This window comes from Azospirillum oleiclasticum (assembly GCF_013423485.1).
Lineage (GTDB): Bacteria > Pseudomonadota > Alphaproteobacteria > Azospirillales > Azospirillaceae > Azospirillum > Azospirillum oleiclasticum.
The window spans coordinates 18721-37393 of the sequence record NZ_JABFFR010000005.1; the positions used below are offsets into that span (position 1 = coordinate 18721).

Here is an 18673-nt window from a genome sequence, read left to right on the forward strand (position 1 = left end):
CACAGGGGTAGTCTTCAACAGATGCGGGGCAGCGGGTCGCCGACCGGCAGGTCGATGGTGCGCTGGCCGAAAGCGGTGTCCATGACGACGCGGCCCGGCCGCTCGGACGTCACCCCTCCGATCAGCGCGGCCTGGCCGCCCAGCGGATGGGCGCGGAGTGCGGCGAGCGCCGCCGCGGCCTGCTCCCTGGGAACGACGGCGACCAGCACGCCCTCGTTGGCGAGGTGCAGCGGGTCGAGGCCGAGCAGCTCGCACAGGCCGCGCACCGCGGGCGTCACCGGCAGCGCCTCCTCAGCGATGAGGACGCCGACGCCGGACGCCTCCGCCAGCTCGGTCAACACCGCGGCCAGCCCGCCGCGGGTGGCGTCGCGCATCAGCCGGGTGCCGGGCGCGGCGTCCAGGAGGTCGCCGATCAGGCCGTTCAGCGGCGCGCAGTCGCTCGCCAGATCGGCGTCGAGACCGAGGTCGCCGCGGGCGGCCAGGATGGTGGCGCCGTGGCAGCCGAGCGGGCCGTTGACCAGAACGACGTCGCCCGGCCGGGCCTTGCCGATGCCCACCTCGATGCCGCGGCGGATCACCCCGACGCCGCTGGTGGTGACGAACAGCTTGTCGCAGGCGCCGCGGGCGACGACCTTGGTGTCGCCGGTGACGATGCGCACGCCGGCCGCCCGTGCCGCATCCGCCATGCTCGCGGCAACGCGGCGCAGCGTGTCGACCGCCAGCCCCTCCTCGATGACCACGGCGCAGGACAGCATCACCGGCACGGCACCGCCGACCGCGAGGTCGTTGACCGTGCCGCAGACGGCCAGCGTGCCGATGTCTCCGCCGGGGAAGAACAGCGGATCGACCACGAAGCCGTCGGTGGTGAAGGCCAGCCGGTCGCCACCTGCGGCCAACGCCGCCAGATCCATCCGCGCCTGATCCTCCAGCGGGGCGGCGGCGTCGCCGGCGAAGGCGGACACGAACACGTCCTCCACCAGGTCGCGCATCGCGGTGCCGCCGCCGCCGTGCGACAGGGTGACCGTGGGCACCGACAGCCGGCGGCGACGCAAGGGCGTGATCGCGTTCATGCCGCCCCCCGGCGCGCGCCGCCATACTGGTACCAAGCCGCGCAGGCCCCCTCCGACGACACCATCAGCGCGCCGACCGGGGTTTCCGGCGAGCAGCCGTTGCCGAACAGGCGGCATTGCCAGGGCTTGAGCGTGCCGGTCAGAACCTCCCCGCACTGGCAGGCTTGCGGGTCGGCGACCACGGCGCCACCGACGGAGAAGCGGCGCTCCGCGTCGAAGCGGGCGTAGCGGTCGCGGATGCGCACGCCGGACCGGTCGATGGAGCCGAGCCCGCGCCATTCGCAACGCTCCCGCTCCTCGAACACCGCGTCCATGGCGGCCCGCGCCCGCTGATTGCCGTCTTCCGGCACCACGCGGCCGTACTGGTTCTCGATCACCGGCCGGCCCTCGGCGATCCGGCCCAGCAGCATCCACACCGATTGCAGCACGTCCACCGGCTCGAACCCCGCGACCACGAAGGGCTTGCGGTAGGTCTCGGCGATGAAGCGGTAGGGGCGCAGGCCGATGACCATGCTGACGTGCCCCGGCCCGATGAAGCCGTCCACCGTCAGGCCGGGGGTGTCGAGCACCGCCTTCAGCGTGGGGATGATGGTCACGTGCTGACTGAAGAGGGAGAAATTGGCGATCCCCTCCGCCTCCGCCCGCAGCACGGTCAGCGCGGTGGAGGGCATGGTCGTCTCGAAGCCCAGCCCGAAGAACACCACCTCCCGGTCGGGGTTCCTGCGGGCCAGCGCCAGCGCGTCGAGCGGGGAATAGACCATGCGGATGTCGGCGCCGTCGGCCTTCGCCTGCATCAGGCTCTTGCGCGAGCCGGGCACGCGCATGGCGTCGCCGAAGGTGGTGAAGATGACCCGCGGGTCCTCGGCGATCGCCACGCAGTCGTCGATGCGCCCCATCGGCAGCACGCAGACCGGGCAGCCGGGGCCGTGCAGGAACTCCAGGGCCGGCGGAAGCACGGTCGCCAAGCCATAGCGGAAGATCGAATGGGTGTGCCCGCCGCACACCTCCATCAACCGCACCGGCTGCCGTTCGGTGGCGCCGAGCGCGTCCAGCCGTTCCGCGATGCGCTCCACCAGTGACCGGCCGAGGGCCGCGTCCTTGAAACCGTCCCAGACGCTCATGCCGCTTCTCCCCGGTCCAGATCGGCGGTCAGCCGCATGGCGTCGCGTTCCGCCTCCGCCTCGCCAAGCGTTTCCAGAAGCGCCAGCGTCGCCCGCGCCTCCTCCTCGTCCACCAGGGCCATGGCGAAGCCGACATGGACGAGCGCCCAGCGGCCGATCAGGTCGTCGAGCGGCCGGCCGGGTTCGGCCACGCACTGGACATCGACCGTGCGGCGGATGCCGGAGACATCGACGGTCGCCAGCATGGCGCCCGGATCGGTGATGGCCGTGATGCGGCCGGGTATGCCGAGGCACATGTTTCGGGTCCTCAATGGCGGCGCTGGGTGGCGGTGCCGCGGGTGATGCCGTAACGGTCGAGCTTGGCGCGCAATCCGACGCGCGACAGGCCCAGCTCGTCCGCCGCCCGGCTCTTGTTCCAGCGGCAGCGGACCAGCGTTTCCAGCAGGATGTCGGCCTCCAGCCGCTCGATGCGCTCCCTGAGGGGACCGGAGACGGCCAGCGCCGCGGCTTCCGCCGTGGCGGGGATGCTGGTCTCGCTGCGGCCGCGCAGGATGTGCGGTGAAAGGAGATCCGCCCCCAGCTCGTCGGATTGGGCCAGCACCAGCATGCGGGTGATCTCGTTGTGCAGCTCGCGCACGTTGCCCGGCCAGTCATAGGCCTCCAGCCGCGCCATCGCCTCCGGCGTGAAGCCCGTCGCGGTCTTGCGGTGGGTGTTGCCGAGACGGTCGAGCAGATGCTGCGCCAGCACCGGGATGTCGCGCCGCCGCTCGCGGATCGGCGGCATGGTCAGCGTCATGGCGCAGAGCCGGTAGTAGAGATCCTCCCGGAAGCGCCCGGCACGCACGTCGGCGGTCAGGTCGCGGTGGGTGGCGGCGACGACGCGCACGTCCACGGTCCGCGCCTCGTTGGAGCCGACCGGCCGGATCTCCCCTTCCTGCAGGAAGCGCAGCAGCTTCACCTGGAAGGCTGGGGAGATGTCGCCGATCTCGTCCAGGAACACGGTGCCACCGTCCGCCTGCTCCAGCAGACCCACGCGGTGGGCGTGGGCGCCGGTGAAGGCGCCCTTGCGGTGGCCGAACAGCTCGGACTCCAGCAGCTCGTCCGGAATGGCGCCGCAGTTCTCCGCGAAGAAGGGCTTGTCGGAACGCAGGCTGCCGTAGTGCAGCGCGCGGGCCAGCAGCTCCTTGCCGGTGCCCGTCTCCCCCAGGATGAGGACCGGGACGTTGAAGGTGGCGACCTGCGCGGCGGTGCGGCAGACCGCGTTGAGCGGACTGTCCGGCGCGCGCACCAGCGCGTCGAAGCGGTATTGGCGCTGCACCCGTTCGCGCTGCGTGCCGACGCGGCTTTCGGCGACCGAGGCCATCAGCTTCAGCTCGACCGACAGGCGGTCGTGGTCGCGCTGGAGCTGGAACAGCCGCGCGCCGTTGCGCGCGGTCAGCAGCAGATGGTCGGGGTGCCAGGGCTTGGTGATGAACTGGTGGATGCCGGCGTCGTTGATGGCGCGGATGATGTCGTCGGGGTCGGTGTAGCCGGTGATGACCACGCGCACGATGTCCGGCCAGCGCTCCCGCACACGGGTCAGCAGCTCAACCCCCGACATCTCCGGCATCCGGTGGTCGGAGAAGACGACCTGCACATACTCGCTTTCCAGCACGCGCAGCGCGTCGGCGCCGGAGAGTGCCGTGTGGACGTCGAACTCCTCCTCCAGCACGCGGGCGATCACCTCGACCGAGCGCGGCTCGTCGTCCACGACCAGGATGCCGGGGCGGGGGGCGGTGGACATGGCGGGCTACTCCGCGGCGCGGGTGACGCGGGCGGCGCCGTCCGCCAGCCAACGGTCGCGCCGCTCCAAGAGCCACGCCTGCCAGCCGTCCATCCCCTCGCCGGTCCGGGCGGAGACGTGGTGCAGCGTGGCCTTGGGGTTCACCCGCGCGACCGCGCGCTCGATGGCGGCGAGATCGGTGCCGAGATGGGGCACGAGGTCGGTCTTGGTGACCAGTACCAGATCGGCACCGGCGAAGGTGTCTGGGTATTTCAACGGCTTGTCCTCCCCTTCCGTGACCGAGAGCAGCGCCACCCGCGCCGCCTCCCCCAGGTCGAAGGCGGCCGGACAGACGAGGTTGCCGACATTCTCGATGAACAGCAATCCGCCACCCACACCGGGAAGACGTTCCAGCGCGTGGCCGACCATGTGGGCGTCGAGATGGCAGCCCTTGCCGGTGTTCACCTGCACCGCCGGAACGCCGGTGGCGCGGATGCGGTCGGCGTCCAGCTCGGTCTGCTGGTCGCCCTCGATCACGGCCAGGGGCAGCCGGCCGTGCAGCCGCTCCAGCGTGGCGACCAGCAGCGTCGTCTTGCCCGATCCGGGGCTGGACAGCAGGTTGACGGCGAGCGTGCCGCTGCCGGCGAAGCGGCGGCGGTTGGCCGCGGCGTAGCCGTCGTTCTTCGCCAGGATGCCGCGTTCGATCTCAACCATCCGCGCCTGCGACAGGCCGGGCACATGCGCCCGCGCCGGGCCGGCACCGAAATCGATGGTGCCGCCGTGATCATGCGCCTCGTGGCGGTGATCGTGGTCATGATCATGTCCATGGGCGTGGTGATCGCCGTGGTCATGATCATGACCGTGATGGTGGTCGGACCCGTCCACCGTGGCACCGGAGCAGCCGCAGACCGTGCACATCACTCGACCTCCAAATCCTTGATCGTCATTTCGGTGCCGCCGTTCGGGGCGAGCCGCTCGCCGCCACAGCGCGGGCAGGGGTCCAGCCGGGCCGTCAGCTCCACCGTGTCGCCGCAGTCGAAGCACCAGCCCTGCCCCGGCCGTTCGAGAACCAACAGCTCGGCCCCATCGGCGAGGCTGCCGCGCGTCACCACGTCGAAGCCGAAGCGCAGCGCCTCCACCTCCACCCCGGCGAAGCGGCCGACCTCCAGCCGCACCCGCCGCACGCGGGTGAAGGCGTTGGCGACGGCCGCCTCCTCCATCGCCTGGAGCAGGCTTTCGCACAGCGCCATCTCATGCATCCGGCAAGGCCGCCGATCCGCCGAGGAGGTTGCGGCGCGACAGGCCGCCGGCGGGTTCGGAGGCCGGTTGCGGTGCGGGTTCGGGTGGCGTCTCGGCCAGCCGGCGGATCTCGTCCGACCGGCTGCCCTCCTCGCGGATGGACGGGTCGAACAGCGCCACCAGCACCGCGTCGGCGGTGTCGGTGGCCTGGAGCATGGTGGTGAACTCGAACATCGGGGAGAACAGGGAGCAGGCCTTGTACGGCCCCACCTCCGCCCGCAGCGCGTGCACGAACTCGTAATGACCCGAAGGGAACTCGACCAGTTCCTTCGCACCCGGATTCTGCCCCGACCAGTCGTCGGCCGGGCCCGGCAGCAGCACGAGATTCATGAACCAGGGCGTGACCAGCACGCCGAGGCCCCGCCCCTCCCACGCGCGGAAGCCGACGGCCTTGACCGCCAGCGCCTCGTTGACCAGCGGCACGCCGCGCATCTGGCCGATGTGGATCTCGCGGAAGGCGGCCTCCAGCGCGCGCGCGCTGGCGGTGAAGGCTGGCTGCGGGGGGATCGCGGCGGGGGCGGCCTCCCCATCGTCCAGCCGCATGAACTGCTCGGGCGCACCGTCGCAGACCGGGCAGCGCCAGTCGTGGGGGAGTGCCGCGAAGGGCGTGCCGGCCGGCACCTGCCAGACGGAGCAGCCCTCCGCCGGGTCGTAGACGTGCCAGCAGATCTTGCACTCCATCCGCGCGGTGGCGGGGATGCGGGCGGCGTCGCCGAGGTAGGAGCCCTCGAAACGGACAGCGGTGGTCATGGTCCGTTCCCTCAGCGGATGGCGGACAGGATGTCGCCCAGGCGCTCGGCGCTGTCGGCGATGTCCTCCGGTGCCGCGCACACCACCTCGGGCACGCCCGACACCTCGATGGTGTCGAGGATGAGGGTATCGACGGAGTTGTAGTAGCGCACGCGCCAGATATGGCGCACCCCCGTCGCCTCCACCCGGCAGTTGCCGTAGCCGCGCGACAGCACGGTCGTGCAGCCCGTCCCCAGCGCCTCGTCGAGCCACGCCAGATCCTCCGGCGTGTGGGGCAGCAGGCTGAGGTTGACGGCGTGCGCCGGCACGCCGGGGCGACCGGCGGCGCTGCGGTCCAGAAGCTCGGTCAGGATGGCGGGGCCGTTCATCACCCCTTCCTGCGCCACCGGCCAGCGCGGCTCGGCGGCGGCGGGGAAGGCGCGGGCGCGTGCGACGGTGGGGAAAGCGCCGACCAGCAGGGCCTCGCTCAGCATCGCACCGTCCGCGCCATGCTCGCGCACGCGCCAGACGCCGGCCAGCGCCGCCTCCTGGATGTCGATGCGCCCGTCGGGGCGTGCGACGCGGACGGAGACCTCGCCCTCCCCCAGCACCTCGGCCAGCAGGGTGCGGGCGGGGTCGTCCAGCCCGGCGAGCGGCAGATGCCGCTCCTCGCTTGCGGTCCAGCCGGCAAGCGCGGCGTGCAGCCGCTCCAGCAGCGCCATGCCGGCGCAGCCGGCGGCGCAGGCGTCGAGATCTGGGAGGTGCGGCTCGTAGGTGCGCATGCCCGACGGCATGGGCAGATAGGCCAGCCCCTCCTCCCCCGGCTCCGGGGTCTGGCTGCCGGGGCCGAAGCCGACCGGCGGGCGGGTCATTCCGGACAACAGGCTCATGACACCCTCACTGCAGGCGGTCGGCGGGAACGGCGAGGAAGGAGCGGATGCGCGCGAGGTAGTCGGACCAGTCGCGCACCCGCGGGATGCTGCCCAGCACCTCGCCACGGTGCAGGAAGACCAGGGCCGGCAGGCCCAGCGTGCCGACGCGGGCGACCAGCGCGGCCTCCGCCTGCGGCCCCGCCACGGCGGCGGTGAGCGGAACCGGGGCGGCCTTGACCAGCTCCGGCAGGATGACGGCGATGTCCGCCGTCTCCCCGCTGCCCTTGCCGTGGCCGGGCAGGAAGACGACGCGAACGCCCTCGGCGTCCTCGGCCAGTGCCTCGGCCCCGGTCTCCAGCAGCGGATAGCCATGCACGGTCAACAGCCGGTCGACCAGGGGTGGCAAGGGGTGCGCGTGCGCCATGGGGTCAGCCTTCGGTTAGCCCGGCGGCATGGGCCGCCTGGAGATGGGGGGGAAGGGTGGGCTCGCGCCCGGTCAGGTCGGCGAAGGCGTCGTCATCGCCGCGGCCCTCCATGGCGGCGCGGACGGCGCCCAGCGCGTCGCCGATCAGCGCCGCCTCGGCGGCGTCCAGCACCCGCCGTGCGCTGCCGAGGAAGACGAGCACCCAGTCGCCGGCTGCGGCCTCCGGCAGAAGCGCCACGTCGACCGTTTCCACGATGCCGTCGGCGACGCAGTGGGCCCGGTCGCCGTCGATCCGCTCGATCCGCATGGGAAAGCCGATGCACACGACAGGGCTTCCTAGGCGAAACGGCCGGCGAGCACACGCGGGTCGCCGATGCGGCAGGCGTCCGCGGCACTCGGGCGCCCGCCCTCGTAGGCGTGGCGCGACACCGGGTCGGACGGGGTGGCGGCACCGCGAGGCTCGGGGACGATGCCGAACTCGCGGCCCAGGATGTCGAGCGCCAGCGCCGCGGCCGGCTCAACCTGCGCGGCCACCACGTCGGTCAGCCCACCGCCGTAATCGTCGAGCACCGCCGGCTGCACGCCGACCAGCCGCAGCCGCCCCGGGCAGCGTCCGGTGAGTTGCGCGGTCGCCAGCACCTCCTGAAAGCCGGTCTGGTGCAGGCTCATCTTCTTCGCACCGAGGAAGGCCGGCACGTCGCCGTCGCGGATCAGCCTCAGCGTGCCGGGCGGCAGGCCATAATCGATGGCGTCGATGACGACCAGCGCGTCCGCCTCCTCAATGTGCGGCAGCAGGTAGAGCCCCTGGGTCCCGCCATCCATCAGCGTGACGCCGGAGGGAAAGCGCCAGCCCTCCCCCAGCCGCTCCACCACCCGCACACCGAACCCCTCGTCCGCCCACAGGATGTTGCCGATCCCGAGCACCAGCACGCCCATCGTTTCCTCCCGACCGCCGGCGGTCGCACACCACCGGGACCTCGGGAGTTACAAGTTTCGTGCCAGCACAAATGATCAGGGAATCCAACAGATCCGGCACCCCTGACTGGAAACCATTCTTTCGGTTTGCTGGTAGATTGAAAAGATGCTTTCCGCCTGCCAGTGGCAGGTTCGGGGATGGCCGCGGAGGCGCGGGTGACACCGTCCAATCATGAAAAAGCCCCGTTCCCTTTCGGGGAACGGGGCTTGGCCGTCAGTGGGCGCTGTGCCGTTACTGTTTGTTGGCCTGCTCGATGACGCCAACCGCGGTCTTGGCCCATGCCTCCCCGCCGACGCTGGCGTAGAGGTCCGGCCAAGTGGTGCGGGCCGCCTCCTGCCACTTCGGCTCATCCTCCGGCGCGCCCTGGAGTATCATGCCCTTCTCGCGCAGGAAGACCTTGGCGGCTTCCGTCTGCTTGGCGCTTTCCTGACGGCCGTAGGCGACCGCCTCGAAGCCGGCCTTGGCGACCGCCTCGCGCACGTCCGGCGGCATCCGCTGGAAGAAGCGCTCGCCGATCAGCAGCGGCCCGGTCCAGATCTGGTAATGGATCTCGGTGATGTATTTCTGGATCTCGTAGAACTTCGAGGTCTGGGCGGTGGTGTAGGGGTTCTCCTGCCCGTCCAGCACGCCCTGCTGGAGTGCGGTGAACACCTCGGCCCAACCCATCGGGATCGGGTCGAGGCCCCAGGACTTGAAGGTCTTGATGCTGATCTGGTTCGGCGGGACGCGGATTTTGAGGCCCTGGAGGTCGGCCAGGGTCTTCACCGGCCGCTTGGAATTGGTGAGGATGCGGAAGTCCTTCTCCAGGATGCCCAGGAAGCGGATGCCGCCCTCCTTGGTCACCCGCTCGTTCAACTGCGGCAGCAGCGCGTCCAGGCCCTTGTGCGCCTCGGCGCTGGTGTTGAACAGGTAGGGCAGCAGCAGCACGCCGGCCGACGGGGCGAAGGGATGGACGTTCGCCATGGCCGGAATCTGCGCCTGGACCGTGCCGGTGCGCACGGCTTGCACGACCTCCTCCTCACTGCCGAGCTGGTTGCTCGGGAAGATCAGGACATCGACGCGACCGTTGGTGTACTGCTTGGCCAGTTCCTTGAACTTCAGCGCCGTCAGGTGCGTGGGGTTGGCTTCGTTGTCGCCGTGCGACAGGCGGATGGTGAAGTCGGCGGCCAGCGCCGGCCCGCACAGGGCCAGCATGGCGACCGCGCCGATGAGTGCGCGCAAACGCATGGTGTCTCCTCCTCTACATTACCTTATGTAACCAAGCTCGCGCGGCAGCCAGAGCGACAGCTCCGGGATGAAGCCAACGAGCAGAAGCACGACGGTGCCGGCGATCACGAAGGGAACGACCCCTTGCGTGACCTCCTCGATCTTCGCCCCGGCGATCTCGCCGGCGACGAACAGGTTCACGCCCAGCGGCGGCGTCTGGAAGCCCAGCTCGCAGGCGATCACGAACATCACGCCGAACTGGATCGGGTCCATGCCGGTGGCGACCACCGCCGGCAGCAGCAGCGGTGTCAGAATGACGATCTGGGTGATCGTCTCCATCCACATGCCGATGAACAATAGGAGCAGCGCGATCATCAGGATCAGCGCGGTGCGGTCGGTGAAGGTCTGGGTCAGCCAGCCCGACACGTCCTGCGGCACCTGGTAGAGCGCCAGGATGCGGCCGAAGACCAGCCCCGTCGCCAGCACGATCAGCACGGTGCCGGCGATGCGGGCGGTGGCGACCAGGCTGTCGATCAGGTCGGCGAAGGTCAGGGTGCGGTGGACCAGGAAGCCGATGACCAGCGCGTAGACCACGCCCGCGACGGAGGCCTCCGTCACCGTGAAGACGCCGGTGTAGATGCCGCCGAGGATCACCACGGGGGCCAGCAGCGACCATTTCGCGGCGAGGAACGCGGCCCAGATGCGCGGCCCGCGGGCTCCTTCCACCGCCGGCGACGAGTAGCCGCGGCGGTGCGAGATCACCTTCGCCACCGCGTAGAGCGCCAGCGCCAGGATCAGGCCGGGGATGACGCCGGCCACGAACAGTGCGGTGATCGAGGTTTCGGCGGTGACGCCGTAGATGATCATCGGGATGGACGGCGGGATCACAACGCCGATGCCGCCGGCACTGGCCGCCACACCGCAGGAGAAGCTGCGCTTGTAGCCGTCGCGCACCATCGCCGGGATCATGATCGAGCCGATGGCCGCCGTGGTCGCCGGGCCGGACCCGGAAATGGCGGCGAACAGCGTGCAGGCCATGATGGTGACGGTGGCGAGCCCACCCGGCGCACGGCCGACGATGGCGCGCGACAAGTCGATCAGCCGGTCGGTCAATTGCCCCCGCTCCATCAGCGCGCCGGCCAGGATGAACATGGGAATGGCGATGACGGTGAAGCTGTCGACAGCGCTGTAGGCGTTCTGCGCCAGATACTCCAGCGGCATGTCGGCCAGATAGAGGCCGGTCAGCGCCGCGATGCCCAAAGCGATGGCGACCGGAACGCCGATGCCGAGCGCCGCCACGAAGGACACGGCGATGAGGGCGGTTGAACCCATGGTCTGTTGTCTCCCTTTCGGCGGCGGTCAGGAGTCGAGGCGGGAGTCGCGCAGGGTCGCCTCGCCGCGCCAGCGCTTCGCCATGAAGCGGGCCACCCGCACCGACAGCAGCAGGAAGCCCATGGGCACGACCAGGAACACCCAGACCATGTTGATGCCGGTCGTCTGCGAGATGTAGGGGAACTCGAACAGCGACTGGGCATACACGGCGCCGAACCACACGACGGTCAGGTTGAAGGCGATCCACACAAGGTCGGCGAGGGTCAGCATCACCGTCTGCCAGCGCTGCGGCAGCCAGGACAGATGCAGCGCGACGCGGATGTGCCGGTCGTCCTCCGCCGCCACCAGGAAGCTGGCGTAGACGCTCCACACGAAGACGAAGCGGATCACCTCCTCCAGCCAGCTCACGCCGATGTTGAAGACGAACCGCAGCACGACCTGCGCCGTCAGCATCACCACCAGCGTGAACAGCAGCGCCGCCGCCGCCCACGCCTCCGGCGCCAGCTTCGGTATGCCGCGGCGTGCGGCGGGGGCGGGATGGCCGCCAGCCGCGGTCTCCTGGATCGCGTCGGTGCGGGGTGGCGTGGTCATGATTGGCTTCGCGCTTCTTTGCGTTTCCTGCGAAAACTATGAAACCGGTTACTCGTTCTGTCAAGCGATCCGTCAGGGGGACGGACGGTTGTTGTCCCTCTCCCGCCCCCGTCGGGAGAGGGAGGGGCCCGTGAAACGGGAGAGTGAGGGCTCGGCTACCCGAGAATCTCAGCCATCACCCTTCCCACATCTTTGCCGCGGGCCCCTTCCCTCTCCCGCCGGGGGCGGAAGAGGGAGTCATCGTGTAACCGCTTTCTCTACGTCAGCGCCGCGGCCATCCGCTTGGGCAGGTCGCCGTCCGCGATCCGTCCGGCCAGCCACTCTTCGGCGAGTCCCAGCAGCGCGTCGCCGGACAGCACCCGCCCGGCGGCGGTTCCGGCCGGGGATAGCGGCCCCGCTGGGTGGACGGTCAGCCAGCCGCGGGCGAGCGGGTCGTGCCGGGCGATCACGTCGGCCAGCCCCGCGGCGTCGGTGGTCGCCGGCACGCCCCACCAGTCCGGCCGCACCCCGCGCTCGTAGAGCGTCGCGATCAGCCCGGCCCCCTCGTCCAACGCCGCCACATCGACCAGCAATTCGTGCCGCGTGACGGCGGCGGCGGACACCAGCCCGGCCAGTGCATCGACCAGAGCCGGCAGCGAATCGCGCCACGCCGCCGGCACCGCCACCCGCACCACCTGGTCTCGCGGCCAGGAGCGCAGCGTCTCCATGGCCGCCACACCGGCGGCGAAGGACGGCATGCCGGGCTGGGCCGGCAACGCGAAGTCGCGCGACAGCCACAGGCCGCGGCCAGTCAGCCGCGCCAACTCGCCCCGGTCGAAACGATCGGACCACATCAGCCCGTCGAACCCACGCTCCAGCGCCGTCATCGCGGCGACGGACAGGAAGCGGGCCAGCGCGTCGGTGCCGCCGGTGCGCGCTGCTGCCGCCTCAAGCGCCGGCACCTGTGCAAGGTCGAGCGCGGTGGTCGCGGCCGGCACGTTGCGACGGGTGGTCGCCCGGTGCAGGTGGTTCATGCCGGAATCGCGTCCGACCGTGCGGATGCCGCGCTTCTCCAGAAAGATGTCCACCTCCGGCCAGGTCGGGGCGGAGTCGGAACAGCCGTGCCGCGCCACGTTCATGGCGCCGCAGACGTTGGCGACCCGGCAGCTCTCCTCAAGCGAGAAGCCGCGCAGCCAGCCGCGCATCAGGCCCGCCATGTAGCTGTCGCCGGCACCGGCGGTGTTCATCACGTCCACCGGGAAGGTCGGGACGATCAGCCCCTTCTCGATGTCGTCGGGAATGGCGCCGGGGAAGGCCACGCAGCCGAGGATGCCGCGCTTCACGATGATGGTCGCATCGCCCAGCTCGCGCAGGCGGCGGACGGAGGTCATGGTGTCCGGCGAGCCGCCGGCGATCTGGATCTCCTCCTCCGTCCCGACGATCAGGTCGAAGAGCGGCACGAACTCCTGCAGCTTGGCGGAAACGGCGGCCGACTCGATGTAAGCGGTCTCCCCTGCACCGTGGCTGACCAAGCCCCAGAGCGCCGGGCGGTAGTCGATATCCAGCACCAGCGTGCAGCCGGCGGCCTTGCCCATCTCCAGCGCCGCACGGCTGACGGCGGCGAGATCGGGGGTGGCGAAGAAGGTGCCGTTGATCAGCACCGAACGGGCCGACGCGAACAGCGCCTCGTCGAAATCCTCCCGCTTGAGCTGGAGATAGGCGCAGTCGTGGGTGAACAGGTCGCGCGGGAAGGTGGTCTGGTCACGCACGCCCAACACCACCAGCGGTGTGGGGTGGCTGGGATCGGTAATCACATGGTCGGTGTTGACGCCGTTCAGCGCCATGGTCTCGCGGATCAGCCGGCCCATATGGTCGTCGCCCACCCGCACCAGCATGGCGGTGCTGAGACCCAGCCGCGCCGCGCCGACGCAGATGTTGGCCGCACTGCCGCCGACATAGACCGAGAAGGTCACGGCGTCTTCCAGCCGGCCGCCGATCTGGTCGCTGTACAGGTCGGCCATGGCGCGGCCGATGCAGATCATGTCGAGGGGACGCTCGTCCGACGGGGCCTTCAGCGGGGGCATGCTCCGGTTCCTTAAGATCGCTCGCGATGGGGTGTGGGGCCGTGGCGGCGCGCATCGGATGCGGCGCCCGGCGCAACGTCTGGCTTGATTCATTGCGTAACCGGTTACATAGTGCAAGCCCGAAATCACGCTGTTGCGGGGAGAAGCGTTATGGAGATCTCGGCCGGCAAGCTCTGGGCCATGCGCCGGCTCGCGGACGCCGACGGGCGGTTCCGCATGTTGGCGGTGGACCAGCGGACGCCGCTGCTCAACACCATGGAGCGCCTGAGCGGGCGCCGCCCGAACGACGGCGACCTCGCCGACCTGAAGCGGCGACTGACCCGTGCCCTTGCTCCGGAGGCGTCGGCGACGCTGCTGGACGCGACCTGGGGCTACACCGCCGGCATCATGGACGTGCCAGCCCACGGCGGCCTGCTGGTGGCGCTGGAGGACCACGCCTACACCGAGGACGCCGACGGGGGGCGCCGCGCCGTGGAGATGGAGGGCTGGTCCGCCGCCACCATCAAGCGGCTGGGGGCCGACGGCGTGAAGCTGCTGATCTACCACCGCCCCGACGCCTCGGCCGCCGTCCGCGCGCACCAGGAATCCTTCGTCGAGCGGGTCGGCCGCGATTGCGTGACGCACGACCTGTGCTTCCTGCTGGAACTGGTGCAGTACCCGCTGAAGTCCGAACGCGACGGCGGCGTCTACGCCGAGCACAAGGGCAAGCGACCGGAGTTGGTGGTGGAGTCGCTGAAGACATTCACCGACCCGCGCTTCCACGTGGACATCTTCAAGCTGGAAAGCCCGCTCCCCGCCGCCGCGGTGCCCGATCCCGACAGCGCGGAGTCGGCGGAATGCCAGCGCTGGTTCGACGCTCTGGGCGAAGCCACCACCAGGCCGTGGGTGCTGCTGAGCGCCGGAGCCGGGACGGACGCCTTCGGCCGCATCCTCGCCCACGCCTACCGGGCCGGCGCCAGCGGCTTCCTGGCGGGCCGCGCCATCTGGGGCCGCGCCGTGGAGAACTACCCCGACCTCGACGCGGTCGACCGCGCCCTGGCGGGGGAGGCGACGGAGGCCATGCGCGGGCTGGGCCGCCTGACCGCGACCGCGGCGCGGTCCTGGATGGCGCACCCGGCCTTCGCCGACGGTGTGCGCATCGCCGGTGCCGACGGCGACTTCGCCCGGCTCTATGCTGCAACTGCGTAACCGATTTCACGACGCATCCGCAAAGAACGCCGAAGGGAGGGCGCACCCGTGACACCCTGCAAGACCGCCATCCACGCCGCCGTCTGGGGCCCGCGCTGGTGCGGCGCGGACCTCGACCGCACGCTGGAGAGCGCGGCACGCATCGGCTACGACCATGTGGCGGTACCGCTGCGCCGCTTCGAGGACGTCGATCCGCCGGCGCTCGACCGCGCCTTCCGCGCCCAGGGACTGACTCCGCTCAACACCTGCGGTCTGTCGCCGGACACCGACGTCGGCAGCGCCGACGCCGATGCCCGCGGGCGCGGCGTGGCGCGTCTGCGCACCGCCGTCGCGATGGCCCGCGACATGGGCAGCCCGCAGATCAACGGCGTCCTCTACGGCCCACTCGGCAAGGCCGGCGGACCGCCGCAGCCGGACGCCGTCGCCCGCGCCGCCGAATGCATGGCCGAGGTGGCGGACTACGCCGCGGCGGCCGGCGTGCGGTTGGCACTGGAGATGGTCAACCGGTACGAGACCAACCTGCTCAACACGGTGGATCAGGCCCTGGCCTTCCTCGACATGGCCGGTCACAGCAACCTGTGGCTCCATCTCGACACCTACCACATGAGCATCGAGGAGGCGGACCCGATCGGCGCCATCCGCCGCGCCCTGCCCCGCCTTTCCTACTTCGAGCTGGACCAGGGCAACCGCGGCAATCTGAACGATGGCAGCCTGGATCTGCGCGCCTGGACGGCGCAGCTCTTCGCCGCCGGCTACACCGGCATCGTCGGCGTCGAGGCGTTCTCCCGCTCCCGCCTGTCGCCCGACCACGCCGACGCGCTCGCCGTCTGGCGCGACACCTACACCGATCCCGACCAGCTCGCCGCCACCGGTCTGCGCCTGATCAACGAGGCGGCGGCGGCGGCCTGACCCCCACCATCCGACGACCGACAATCACGGAACCCCATCCATGAGCACCACCACGACAACCACCACCCCGGCCATCACCGAAGACAAGACCAAGGTCGCCATCGTGACCGGCGCCGTCGGTGTTCTCGGCATGGCGATCACCAAGGCGCTGGTCGCCGACGGCTACCGCGTCGTTATGATCGACATCGACGAGGCACGTCTGTCCGGCGCGGCGCAGAACTTCGGCGACGCGGTCGACACCATGCGCGTGGACATTTCCGACGCCGCCGCGGTGGCCGAGGCCTGCCAGGAGATCCGCCGCAAGCACGGCACTGTGTCGGTGCTGATCAACAACGCCGGCATCCTGTCCAACAACAAGGCGGCGGAAACGACACCCGAGGAATGGCGCCGCGTGATGGCGGTGAACCTGGACGGCGCCTTCTACCTGTCGCGCGAGTGGCTGCCGGAGATGAAGAGCCGGCGCTGGGGCCGCATCGTCAACGTCTGCTCGCTGGGCATCAAGACGGGCGGGCTGACCGCCGGCACCACCTATGTGGCGTCCAAGGGCGGGCTTGGTGTGCTCACCTTCTCGCTGGCCCGCGAATCGGCGGCGGACGGCGTGACGGTCAACGGCATCGCCCCCGGCTATGTGCTGACCCCCATGGTGACCGAGCAGTTGACCGAGGAGCAGCGCCAGAAGCTGATAGCCGACATCCCCGTGCGCCGCTTCTGCGGGGCCGACGAGGTGGCGCACGTCGTGCGCTTCCTGGTGTCCCCCATGTCCGGTTTCATCACGGGCGAGATCATCGACATCAACGGCGGCCTGCACATGGACTGACGCGCCGCTGTTGAACAGGCTTCCCGTGTTCCTGTATCGAAGGGAGCACGGGACGGCGCTCGAATGTCCGATCCGGTCGAAGGTCAAACAGCCGCATGGCGGAGCACGCAACGGGCCGTCAACCCACGCAGGAGCCGGCAGTACCGGACAGCCCCGCCACGCCCGGCGGTGCCGCGGAACGGACACGCCGCGGCAACGGCTCGGTCGGCATCCGCGACGTGGCGCGCGCCGCGGGCGTGTCCACCGCCACCGTCTCCCGGGTGCTGAACACGCCGGAGGCCGTCGGCCAGCCGATCCGCGAGAAGGTGCTGGAGGCGGTGCGCCAGCTCCGCTACGTGCCGCACAGCGCGGCGCGCGCGCTGTCGCTCCAGCGCTCCCACACTCTGGGGATCGTCATCCCGTCCATCGCCAACTCCATCTTCGCCGCCCAGGTGGAGGCGCTGCAGAAGTGCGCCAGCGAGCACGGCTACAACGTCGTGATCGCGCTGTCGGACTTCAGCATGGACAACGAGTTCCGGCAGATGCAGAACCTCGTCGCCAACGGGGCGGAGGGGGTGATGCTGGTCGGCGGCTGGCACCGGCCGGAGCTGTACGACCTGCTGAACGCGCGCGGCGTCGTCTATGTGAACACCAGCGTCTACGACCCCGCCTCCCCCCACCCGACCATCGGCTTCGACAACGCCGCCGCCATCGGCCGGGCCACCAACTACCTGCTGGAGCTGGGGCACACCCGCATCGGCGTGCTGTCCGGCCAGCGGGCGGAGAACGACCGCGCCACCTACCGGCTGAAGGGCATCCAGGACGCGCTGCGCGCCGCCGGGCTGACGCTGGACGACCAGCTCGTCCAGGAATGCCGCTACGGCATCAGCGACGCGCGCCAGGCCTTCCGCGAGCTGATGTCCCGCCGGCCGGCCCCCACGGCCATCGTCTGCCACAACGACGTGCTCGCCTTCGGCGCGGTGCTGGAGGCGCAGGACATGGGGCTCCAGGTGCCGGCCGACGTATCCGTGGTCGGCTTCGACGATCTGGAATGGGCCTCGCAGATCCGGCCCAGCCTGACCACCGTGCGCGTGCGCTGGGACCAGATGGCGACGCTGGCCGGCGAGCACCTGATCGCCCAGCTCACCGGGGCGCCCGTCGTGCACGCGACGAAGGTGGACGTGGACCTCGTCGTCCGCGAATCCACCGGCCGCTGCCGCGAGGCCGCGAAACGGCCGGCGCGGAACGGCCGGAAATAGCCGCACACACCCCTTGCGCATCCCGTCCCGCGCCCGATAATCGGTACACGAAACGAACAGTCCACGGGAGGGAAGAATGGCGGACCCGCAGGGTGCGCGCGACTGGCGCCATGATGGCGTGAAGGTCATTCCAGGCAGCGAACTCGACAGCAACACACCGCAGACGCCGGGCATGAACCGCGCCGCGGCCATCAACTTCGCCCGCGCCGGGGCGCAGAAGCTGTGGGCCGGCACCGTCACCATCCACGCCAACGCCAAGACCGGCGCCCACCATCACGGCGCGCTGGAAAGCGTGATCTATGTCGTGCGCGGCCGGGCCCGCATGCGCTGGGGCGAACGTCTGGAATACACGGCGGAGGCCGGGCCCGGCGACTTCATCTTCGTGCCGCCCTTTGTTCCGCACCAGGAGATCAACGCCAGCACCAACGAGCCGCTGGAATGCGTGCTGGTGCGAAGCGACCAGGAGGCGGTCGTCGTCAATCTGGACATCGCCGCGGCCGAGCGTGTGGAGGAGGTCCACTGGACCGACCCGATCCACCGGCACGATCACTGAGGCTCATCCGGCACGACAACGTGACCGGCCGACCGGCCGACCCGTCGCCTTTTCCGACGTTCAGGGGGATCGCACCTTGCCCCCTGACCGCCGAGAGCCAGTCGCGCCCCGGTCAGTCCTTGCCGAACACCAGCGTGAACTCGTCGTTCTTCATCCGCTGGTCGAGCGTGACAAGATCGCCGAGCGGGGAGTTGCGGACGGTTTCGACGATGCCGGTGAGGATCGGTCCGACCAGGTCGGGGTTGCCGCTGGCGATGGCCGTGTCCAGGCTGCGGAACAGCCCGTTCAGCGCTGTCGCCTGCTGCTGGAAATGACCATCCAGGAACCGGTTCATCACCTTGCGCTGACTGCGGAGCTTCTCCATGCAGGCGTCGCGCTGGGCCTCGATGCCGGTGCGCTTGGTCTTTTCCTGCTCGTGCACCGTGACCCATTCCCGGCAGAGCTCGGAGACCATCTTGAAGGCCTCCACATACTGGGTGGGGTCCTTGGGGATAGGGATCGTCACGCCTTTCGTACCGCTGGC

Annotated in this window: 21 protein-coding genes; 5 read left to right on the plus strand and 16 right to left on the minus strand. The window is 70.3% G+C overall.

The window, feature by feature from the left end; genetic code table 11:
• Positions 1-14: 14 nt before the first annotated feature.
• The 15 genes from hypE to iolC all read right to left on the minus strand — a co-directional run bounded on the left by hypE (position 15) and on the right by iolC (position 13445).
• Entirely contained in the window at positions 15-1070 is a 1056-nt protein-coding gene (gene hypE / locus HL658_RS07825; protein WP_196242125.1) for a hydrogenase expression/formation protein HypE, read from the minus strand.
• Positions 1067-2191, minus strand: coding sequence for a hydrogenase formation protein HypD (gene hypD, locus HL658_RS07830; RefSeq protein ID WP_180281390.1), 1125 nt, complete (start codon positions 2189-2191; stop codon positions 1067-1069). The genes hypE and hypD overlap by 4 nt, the downstream gene beginning before the upstream one ends.
• Positions 2188-2487, minus strand: a complete 300-nt coding sequence (locus tag HL658_RS07835) for a HypC/HybG/HupF family hydrogenase formation chaperone (protein WP_180281391.1) — start codon at positions 2485-2487, stop codon at positions 2188-2190. Before HL658_RS07835 ends, hypD begins: the two co-directional genes overlap by 4 nt.
• Before the next feature lie 11 nt (positions 2488-2498).
• Entirely contained in the window at positions 2499-3974 is a 1476-nt protein-coding gene (locus tag HL658_RS07840; protein ID WP_180281392.1) for a sigma-54-dependent transcriptional regulator, read from the minus strand.
• Between the two features lie 6 nt (positions 3975-3980).
• The gene (gene hypB, locus HL658_RS07845; protein WP_180281393.1) at positions 3981-4871 is read right to left on the minus strand and encodes a hydrogenase nickel incorporation protein HypB; all 891 of its coding nucleotides are present in this window, start codon (positions 4869-4871) and stop codon (positions 3981-3983) included.
• Positions 4871-5203, minus strand: coding sequence for a hydrogenase maturation nickel metallochaperone HypA/HybF (locus HL658_RS07850; protein ID WP_343055035.1), 333 nt, complete (start codon positions 5201-5203; stop codon positions 4871-4873). The genes hypB and HL658_RS07850 overlap by 1 nt, the downstream gene beginning before the upstream one ends.
• Position 5204: 1 nt before the next feature.
• The gene (hybE, locus tag HL658_RS07855) at positions 5205-6002 is read right to left on the minus strand and encodes a [NiFe]-hydrogenase assembly chaperone HybE (protein ID WP_180281395.1); all 798 of its coding nucleotides are present in this window, start codon (positions 6000-6002) and stop codon (positions 5205-5207) included.
• An 11-nt stretch (positions 6003-6013) separates the two neighbouring features.
• The gene (locus HL658_RS07860) at positions 6014-6871 is read right to left on the minus strand and encodes a hydrogenase expression/formation protein (RefSeq protein ID WP_180281396.1); all 858 of its coding nucleotides are present in this window, start codon (positions 6869-6871) and stop codon (positions 6014-6016) included.
• 7 nt (positions 6872-6878) lie between these two features.
• Positions 6879-7277 (minus strand): thioredoxin domain-containing protein, encoded by a 399-nt coding sequence (locus HL658_RS07865; RefSeq protein ID WP_180281397.1) that lies wholly within the window; start codon positions 7275-7277, stop codon positions 6879-6881.
• Positions 7278-7281: 4 nt separating this feature from the next.
• Complete coding sequence (locus HL658_RS07870) at positions 7282-7602, minus strand: HypC/HybG/HupF family hydrogenase formation chaperone (protein ID WP_180281398.1); 321 nt, start codon at positions 7600-7602, stop codon at positions 7282-7284.
• Positions 7603-7613: 11 nt separating this feature from the next.
• A complete protein-coding gene (locus tag HL658_RS07875) occupies positions 7614-8213 on the minus strand; it encodes a HyaD/HybD family hydrogenase maturation endopeptidase (protein WP_180281399.1) in 600 nt (199 codons plus the stop codon).
• Between the two features lie 271 nt (positions 8214-8484).
• A complete protein-coding gene (locus tag HL658_RS07880; protein ID WP_180281400.1) occupies positions 8485-9480 on the minus strand; it encodes a TRAP transporter substrate-binding protein in 996 nt (331 codons plus the stop codon).
• 18 nt (positions 9481-9498) lie between these two features.
• Positions 9499-10791: a TRAP transporter large permease gene (locus HL658_RS07885; RefSeq protein WP_180281401.1), complete on the minus strand. Its 1293-nt coding sequence runs from the start codon at positions 10789-10791 to the stop codon at positions 9499-9501.
• A 27-nt stretch (positions 10792-10818) separates the two neighbouring features.
• Positions 10819-11382 carry a TRAP transporter small permease gene (locus HL658_RS07890; RefSeq protein ID WP_180281402.1) on the minus strand — a complete coding sequence of 188 codons (564 nt, stop codon included), beginning with the start codon at positions 11380-11382 and terminating at the stop codon, positions 10819-10821.
• A 257-nt stretch (positions 11383-11639) separates the two neighbouring features.
• Positions 11640-13445 (minus strand): 5-dehydro-2-deoxygluconokinase, encoded by a 1806-nt coding sequence (gene iolC, locus HL658_RS07895; protein ID WP_180281403.1) that lies wholly within the window; start codon positions 13443-13445, stop codon positions 11640-11642.
• Positions 13446-13595: 150 nt separating this feature from the next.
• Between iolC and HL658_RS07900 the strand changes: the two genes are divergently transcribed.
• From HL658_RS07900 to HL658_RS07920, 5 genes are all read left to right on the plus strand, one after another.
• Positions 13596-14633 (plus strand): tagatose 1,6-diphosphate aldolase, encoded by a 1038-nt coding sequence (locus HL658_RS07900; protein WP_180281404.1) that lies wholly within the window; start codon positions 13596-13598, stop codon positions 14631-14633.
• A gap of 48 nt (positions 14634-14681) precedes the next feature.
• On the plus strand, positions 14682-15542 hold the full coding sequence (locus tag HL658_RS07905; protein ID WP_180281405.1) for a TIM barrel protein: 861 nt from the start codon (positions 14682-14684) through the stop codon (positions 15540-15542).
• 40 nt (positions 15543-15582) lie between these two features.
• Complete coding sequence (locus tag HL658_RS07910) at positions 15583-16359, plus strand: SDR family NAD(P)-dependent oxidoreductase (protein ID WP_180281406.1); 777 nt, start codon at positions 15583-15585, stop codon at positions 16357-16359.
• 95 nt (positions 16360-16454) lie between these two features.
• Positions 16455-17597 carry a LacI family DNA-binding transcriptional regulator gene (locus tag HL658_RS07915; protein ID WP_180281407.1) on the plus strand — a complete coding sequence of 381 codons (1143 nt, stop codon included), beginning with the start codon at positions 16455-16457 and terminating at the stop codon, positions 17595-17597.
• Between the two features lie 76 nt (positions 17598-17673).
• Positions 17674-18150, plus strand: a complete 477-nt coding sequence (locus tag HL658_RS07920) for a cupin domain-containing protein (RefSeq protein ID WP_180281408.1) — start codon at positions 17674-17676, stop codon at positions 18148-18150.
• A 112-nt stretch (positions 18151-18262) separates the two neighbouring features.
• On the opposite strand, the gene HL658_RS07925 is transcribed toward HL658_RS07920, so the two are convergent.
• Complete coding sequence (locus tag HL658_RS07925) at positions 18263-18655, minus strand: hypothetical protein (RefSeq protein ID WP_180287627.1); 393 nt, start codon at positions 18653-18655, stop codon at positions 18263-18265.
• Positions 18656-18673: the final 18 nt, after the last annotated feature.

Coding starts and splice junctions, on each gene's coding strand:
- hypE (WP_196242125.1), bottom strand. CDS start 1,070: ATGAACGCGATCACGCCCTTGCGTCGCCGCCGGCTGTCGGTGCCCACG.
- hypD (WP_180281390.1), bottom strand. CDS start 2,191: ATGAGCGTCTGGGACGGTTTCAAGGACGCGGCCCTCGGCCGGTCACTG.
- HL658_RS07835 (WP_180281391.1), bottom strand. CDS start 2,487: ATGTGCCTCGGCATACCCGGCCGCATCACGGCCATCACCGATCCGGGC.
- HL658_RS07840 (WP_180281392.1), bottom strand. CDS start 3,974: ATGTCCACCGCCCCCCGCCCCGGCATCCTGGTCGTGGACGACGAGCCG.
- hypB (WP_180281393.1), bottom strand. CDS start 4,871: ATGTGCACGGTCTGCGGCTGCTCCGGTGCCACGGTGGACGGGTCCGAC.
- HL658_RS07850 (WP_343055035.1), bottom strand. CDS start 5,203: ATGGCGCTGTGCGAAAGCCTGCTCCAGGCGATGGAGGAGGCGGCCGTC.
- hybE (WP_180281395.1), bottom strand. CDS start 6,002: ATGACCACCGCTGTCCGTTTCGAGGGCTCCTACCTCGGCGACGCCGCC.
- HL658_RS07860 (WP_180281396.1), bottom strand. CDS start 6,871: ATGAGCCTGTTGTCCGGAATGACCCGCCCGCCGGTCGGCTTCGGCCCC.
- HL658_RS07865 (WP_180281397.1), bottom strand. CDS start 7,277: ATGGCGCACGCGCACCCCTTGCCACCCCTGGTCGACCGGCTGTTGACC.
- HL658_RS07875 (WP_180281399.1), bottom strand. CDS start 8,213: ATGGGCGTGCTGGTGCTCGGGATCGGCAACATCCTGTGGGCGGACGAG.
- HL658_RS07880 (WP_180281400.1), bottom strand. CDS start 9,480: ATGCGTTTGCGCGCACTCATCGGCGCGGTCGCCATGCTGGCCCTGTGC.
- HL658_RS07885 (WP_180281401.1), bottom strand. CDS start 10,791: ATGGGTTCAACCGCCCTCATCGCCGTGTCCTTCGTGGCGGCGCTCGGC.
- HL658_RS07890 (WP_180281402.1), bottom strand. CDS start 11,382: ATGACCACGCCACCCCGCACCGACGCGATCCAGGAGACCGCGGCTGGC.
- iolC (WP_180281403.1), bottom strand. CDS start 13,445: ATGCCCCCGCTGAAGGCCCCGTCGGACGAGCGTCCCCTCGACATGATC.
- HL658_RS07900 (WP_180281404.1), top strand. CDS start 13,596: ATGGAGATCTCGGCCGGCAAGCTCTGGGCCATGCGCCGGCTCGCGGAC.
- HL658_RS07910 (WP_180281406.1), top strand. CDS start 15,583: ATGAGCACCACCACGACAACCACCACCCCGGCCATCACCGAAGACAAG.
- HL658_RS07915 (WP_180281407.1), top strand. CDS start 16,455: ATGGCGGAGCACGCAACGGGCCGTCAACCCACGCAGGAGCCGGCAGTA.
- HL658_RS07920 (WP_180281408.1), top strand. CDS start 17,674: ATGGCGGACCCGCAGGGTGCGCGCGACTGGCGCCATGATGGCGTGAAG.